This window comes from Alsobacter sp. R-9 (assembly GCF_054612375.1).
The window spans coordinates 583,152-589,234 of the sequence record NZ_JBTSWJ010000002.1 but is presented as its reverse complement, the minus strand read 5'-3'; the positions used below and the strand labels follow the sequence as shown (position 1 = coordinate 589,234).

Here is a 6,083-nt window from a genome sequence, read left to right as displayed (position 1 = left end):
GGCCGCGACGTGCTGGACTACGGCGCCGCGGCGCAGGCGCTCGACATCGACCTCGCGGCGGGCCGCGCCACGGGCCTGGAGATCGGCGAGGACACGATCGGCGGCTTCGAGGAGGTGCATGCCGGCTCGGGCGCCGACACCATCCGCTTCGGCCACGCCATGGTGGCGGTGGCCGGCGGGGAGGGCGACGACACCTTCGACTTCTCCGCCCTCGTCCCCGCTTCAGCCCAGACCCTCGCCATGCCGACCGGCAACGGCACCGGCGACGGCGGCAGCACGGGCGACACGGCCTCCGGCGACACGGGATCCCCGGGCACGGGCACCGGCGGCACAGGGTCCCTCCAGGCCGCCCTCGCCGAAACGGGCGCAGGCACGACAGACACTGGCACAGGCAACACCGGCGAGGGCGACACCGGCGCCATCGCCGGCATCCTCGCCAACCTCGAGACCGCCGCCCAGCACAACACCCAACCCCTCACCGTCCAGCAGATCCTCGACTTCGCCGTCGGGGACATGATCAAGGTGGGCGACTACGCCATCCGCATGCGCTCGAACGACGACGGCGGCTTCGCCCGCGTCCGGGCGGAGGACGGCTCGGAACTTCGCCTCGAGGTGAAGCAGCTCGACCAGGGCCTGCGCACCGGCGACGCCCCCTTCTCCCTGCGCATCGAGGAGCGCGACGGCGACAGCCGCACCGTCATCGAGGTCCACCTCTCCTCCCTCGACGACCCAGACTTCGCCATCGCCCTCAAGGGAATCCACGACCTCGGATACTACCAGTACGGCAGCTGAGAGACGGGGTCGCGCCGCCGGCCTCGGCCGCGGCGCGACCCGGGATTAAGCCCGTCGGACGATGGTTAATAATTCCTTTTAACTCTGTTTACGGCTTCTTCAGCATCAGCTAAAAATTAGCATAAATTACCTCTCAACCGCAGATTGAGTAATCGCAGAGAGGCCGTTGCGATGACCCCCGACTCCATCTCGCCCTTCGCCAAGCCGAAGTCCGAGGATGTCCATTTCCGGATCGCGCCACACGTCATCGGCGGACTGACGCTCGCCTTCGCGCTGGTCGCCGGCTTCGGCGGCTGGGCCGCCGTTGCGCGTCTCGAAGGCGCGATCATCGCGCCTGGGTCCGTGAAGGTGGATCTCAACGTCAAGGAAGTGCAGCATCGCGACGGCGGCATAGTGAAGTCCATCGCCGTGCGTCCCGGTGACGCCGTGAAGGAGGGGCAGGTCCTCGTCACGCTCGACGAGGTCCAGACCCGGGCCGAACTGCAGATCGTGCGCGCGCAGCTGGCCGAGAGCCTCGGCCGTCGGGCCCGCCTCATCGCCGAGCGTGACAACCTCGAGGATATCGTCTTCCCGGCCCAGCTGGGTGATCTGAGCGCCGCCGCCGATGCCGTCGTCTCCGGGGAACGCCGGCTCTTCGAGGGCAATCGCCAGACGCGCGAGAGCCAGAAGGGTCAGCTTGAGCTCGGCATCGCCCAGATCAAGCAGGAGATCGCCGGCAACGAGGCACGCAAGCAGGCCCTCACCGACGAGATCAAGCTCGTCGAGGTGGAGCGCAACAAGGTCCACGACCTGTTCCGCAAGGAGCTGATCTCCAACGACCGCGTCTACTCCATCAACCGCGAGATCGTGCGACTGCAGGGCAGCGCCGGCGAGATCGAGGCCGGAATCGCCCGTGCAAGGACGCGCATCAGCGAGGCCCGGCTGCAGATCATCGCCATCGACCAGAACGCCCGCACGGATGCCCAGCGCGAGCTGCGGCAGATCGATGCGAAGATCGCGGAACTGTCGGAGCGCCACCTTGCGATCCAGGACCGTCTGACCCGCATGGACATCCGGGCGCCGATCTCCGGCACCGTCAACGAGTTGTCGATCCACACCGTCGGCGGCGTTGTGACGCCCGCCGCCAAGATCATGACGATCGTGCCCGAGGGCGGCGAGATGCGGGTCGAGATCAAGATCTCGCCGAACGACATCAACCAGGTCGTGATCGGCCAGCCCGCCCGGCTGCGCTTCACGTCGTTCCAGCACAACATGACGCCCGAGCTCAACGGCAAGCTGGTCAACGTCTCGGCCGCTTCGGTGCGCGACCCGGCGACGGGGCAGCCCTACTACACCGGCGAGGTGCAGATCTCGAGCGACCCCTCGGTGCTCGGCCGGCCGCTGGTGCCCGGCATGCCCGTCGAGGTGTTCGTCTCGACGCAGGAGCGCACCGCGCTGTCCTACATGGTCAAGCCGGTCGTCGACCAGTTCAACCGCGCGTTCCGCGAGCGCTGAGCGTCACGAGCGACAATCCGGACGAACGGGAAGGCGGGGCGAGCCCCGCCTTTCTTGTTTCTGGTTCCGACGGAACACCGGTGCGCGGAGCCCGACGGATGGCGAAACGTCGGATTGCACGTGTCGGGGGAGGCAGGCGTCTCGCCGTTGCCGAGCCACTGTCCCGCGTGACATGTCGATTGACGATCCTTTGAAGTTGACTACGTATGCAAACGCCGTTGCGCGGGGACGATGCCTTTGTCAGGCTGCGCGGCGAAGGACGGCCGCGCCAAGACAGGCGTGGACAATCCCTGAACGACCGGAGGAGACGGAATGGCCACCTGGCTGAAGCGCGGCAAGGATGCCGAGGCTCGCCGCGATGCGGACGAGAAGGTGAGAGCGACCGTGGAGGGGATCCTCGCCGACGTCGAGCGCCGCGGCGACGAGGCCGTGCGCGATCTTTCCGTCCGTTTCGACGGCTACGCTCCCGAGAGCTTCTTCCTGGGGAAGGCCGAGATCGAGGCGGCCATAGGATCGCTGCGGACACGGGACCTCGATGACATCGCGTTCGCGCAGGCGCAGGTCCGCAACTTCGCGACGAGGCAGAAGGAATGCCTGCGCGACCTCGAGGTGGAGACGCTGCCCGGCGTGATCCTCGGCCACCGCAACGTGCCGGTGAACGCCGTGGGATGCTACGTGCCGGGCGGGCGCTACCCGATGATCGCCTCCGCCCACATGAGCGTTGTCACCGCAAAGGTGGCGGGCGTCGAACGCGTCATCGCCTCCGCGCCCCCGTTCAAGGGCGCCCCCCATCCGGCCATCGTCGCAGCGATGCACATGGGCGGGGCCGACGAGATCCTCGTGCTCGGCGGCGTGCAGGCGGTGGCCGCGATGGCCATCGGCACGCAGAGCATCCGGCCGGTCGACATGCTCGTGGGGCCGGGCAACGCCTACGTCGCGGAGGCGAAGCGCCAGCTCTACGGCCGCGTGGGGATCGACCTCTTCGCCGGCCCCACGGAAACGCTCGTCATTGCCGACACCACGGTCGACGCCGAGATGATCGCGACGGACCTGCTCGGCCAGGCCGAGCATGGCCCGACCTCGCCGGCCGTCCTGATCACGGACTCCGAGACGCTGGCCCGCGAGGCGATGGCCGAGGTCGAGCGGCTGCTGTCGATCCTCCCGACGGCCGACGTCGCGCGGCAGGCGTGGCTGGACTACGGCGAGGTGATCGTGTGCGCGGACCTCGAGGAGATGCGCGTCGAGGCGGACCGCGTCGCCTCCGAGCACGTGCAGGTGATGACCCGCGACGACGACTTCTTCCTGCGGGGGATGACGAACTTCGGGGCGCTGTTCCTCGGCCCGCGCACCAATGTCGCTTTCGGCGACAAGGTCATCGGCACCAACCACACGTTGCCGACGAAGAAGGCGGCCCGCTACACCGGCGGCCTCTGGGTCGGCAAGTTCATGAAGACCTGCACCTACCAGAAGGTGCTGACGGACGAGGCCGCGGCGATGGTGGGCGAGTACTGCTCGCGCCTGTGCATGCTCGAGGGCTTCGTCGGGCACGCCGAGCAGGCCAATGTCCGCGTGCGGCGCTATGGTGGACGCAACGTTCCCTATGGCGAGGCTGCCGAATGACCACGCTCCCGCAGATGCCGTCCATGCGCCTCGACGGCCGCCGCGCACTCGTCACCGGCGGAGGGCGCGGAATCGGCCTCGCGTCTGCGACCGCGCTGGCGGGGGCGGGCGCCCATGTCGTGCTCGCCGCCCGCAGCACGGCGGAGATCGAGGCCGCCGCAGCGGCGATGCGGGCAGGAGGATGGTCGGCCGAGGCGCTGACGATCGACCTCCTCGACGTCGAGCGCGCCGGCGCGGCCCTCGAAGCCACGGGGCCCTTCCACATCCTCGTCAACAACGCCGGCACGAACCGGCCGCTGCCGATGGCCGACACGACGCCCGAGGACTTCGACGTCGTCGTCGACCTCAATGTCAGGTCGGCCTATTTCGTGGCCCGCGCCGTGGTCCGCGGCATGCTCGGGGCGGGGCTCAAGGGCTCGATCATCAACTTGTCCTCCCAGATGGGGCACGTCGGAGGGGCGGGGCGCACGGTCTACTGCGCCTCCAAGCACGCCATCGAGGGCATGACGAAGGCGCTGGCGGTCGAACTCGGGCCGGCCGGCATCCGCGTCAACACCATCTGCCCGACCTTCATCGTGACGGAGATGACCCGCGGCTTCCTGGAAGACGAGACGTTTCTTCGTCATGTGATGTCCAAGATCAAGCTCGGTCGGCTCGGTACGGTCGAGGACATCATGGGCCCCGTTCTGTTTCTCGCCTCTGACGCGTCGGCGCTCGTGACGGGCTCCGCGCTGATGGTGGACGGCGGCTGGACCGCCGACTGAAGAAGCGTCGACGGGCGTCCCCAGCATCCGCGCTGCGCGATCGACAAAGCCCTGCCGGAAAAAACCTGCAACCAAAGGTCACGGCTGCGGCGGCATGACGCTTGCCGTCGAGGCGAGGTCCGCTAATTTATCGTTCGATAAACGAGGATGACAGCGCGGCCGTGGGCCGCGGCGGAGGAGGGCGCCATGGCGGACAAGGTCATCAGGCTCGATCATCGCCGGGGAAACCTCGCGGCCTGCGGGCTGGACGAGATGCTGGAGCGCGCCCGGGCCCTTCAGCCGGCGCTCAAGGAACGCGCCGCCCGCACGGAGGAGTTGCGCCGGCTGCCGCCGGAGACGGAGCGCGACCTGCACGACAGCGGCCTGTTCCGGATCCTGCAGCCGCGCCGCATAGGCGGCCCGGAACTCGACTACGTGGCGCTGGTGGACGTCGCCGACGTCCTCGCGCAGGCCGATGCCTCGGTCGCGTGGAATGTGGCGAACCTCGGCAGCCACCACTGGATGCTCGGGATGTTCGAGAAGGAGGCGCAGGATCTCGTCTGGAACGAGGATCCGGACGCCCTGATTGCGTCGTCCTTCATCTTCCCGGCGGGGAAAGCCCGTCGGGCCCCGGGCGGCTACGTCATCTCAGGACGTTGGCCGTTCTCGTCGGGCGTCGATCCCAGCGAGTGGAACATGCTGGCGGGAATCGTGGCGCCGAACGACGAGACGGAGGCGCCGGAGTACCGGATCTTTCTCGTTCACCGGCGCGACTACAGGATCATCGAGACCTGGAACGCGATGGGACTGCGCGGCACCGGCTCGCAGGACGTGGAGATCGCCGACCTCTTCGTCCCCGAGGCGATGACGCTGGCCGTGTCGGCGCTGAGGGGCGGGGCGACGCCGGGGAGCGCCGTGAACCCCGGTCCGCTCTACCGCCTGCCGGTCTTCGCCCTCTTTCCGTACGTGCTCTCGGGCATCGCGCTCGGCAACGCGCAGGGCTGTCTCGACGATTACCTCTCCATCGCGCGAAAGCGGGTGTCGACCTACAACGGCGCCCAGCTCGGGGAATTCCAGTCCACGCAGATCCGGGTCGCGATGGCGGCCGCCAAGATCGACGCCGCACGGCTGCTCATGCGCCGCACCTGCATCGATGCGATGGACGACGCAGCACGCGGTCGGGTTCCGCCGCTGGAGGAGAAGGTGCGCTACCGCCGGGACGGCGCCTTCAGCGTCAATCTCTGCACGGAAGCCGTGGACCTGGTGTTCGGCGCGGCCGGCGCCGGCGGCCTGTCGATGAAGGGCGCGTTGCAGCGGCAGTTCCGCGACGCGCATGCGGTCAACGCGCACATCGCCTTCAGCTTCGACGCCGCGGGCGCCAACTATGGCCGGGTCGCCCTCGGCCTGCCGTCCGAAAACCCGACCCTCTGAGGC

General features: G+C 68.5%; 4 protein-coding genes and 1 pseudogene. All 5 read left to right on the top strand.

Annotation, left to right across the window (positions count from 1 at the left end; all coding sequences use genetic code 11):
- Positions 1-792 (top strand): annotated as a pseudogene (locus ACX9GQ_RS05475) (hypothetical protein); the annotation flags it as partial.
- A 171-nt stretch (positions 793-963) separates the two neighbouring features.
- Positions 964-2,286: an HlyD family type I secretion periplasmic adaptor subunit gene (locus tag ACX9GQ_RS05470; RefSeq protein WP_459628524.1), complete on the top strand. Its 1,323-nt coding sequence runs from the start codon at positions 964-966 to the stop codon at positions 2,284-2,286.
- A 312-nt stretch (positions 2,287-2,598) separates the two neighbouring features.
- Positions 2,599-3,906: a histidinol dehydrogenase gene (hisD, locus tag ACX9GQ_RS05465; RefSeq protein WP_459628523.1), complete on the top strand. Its 1,308-nt coding sequence runs from the start codon at positions 2,599-2,601 to the stop codon at positions 3,904-3,906.
- Positions 3,903-4,670, top strand: a complete 768-nt coding sequence (locus ACX9GQ_RS05460) for an SDR family NAD(P)-dependent oxidoreductase (RefSeq protein ID WP_459628522.1) — start codon at positions 3,903-3,905, stop codon at positions 4,668-4,670. Before hisD ends, ACX9GQ_RS05460 begins: the two co-directional genes overlap by 4 nt.
- A 252-nt stretch (positions 4,671-4,922) precedes the next feature.
- A complete protein-coding gene (locus tag ACX9GQ_RS05455) occupies positions 4,923-6,080 on the top strand; it encodes an acyl-CoA dehydrogenase family protein (RefSeq protein ID WP_459628542.1) in 1,158 nt (385 codons plus the stop codon).
- Positions 6,081-6,083: the final 3 nt, after the last annotated feature.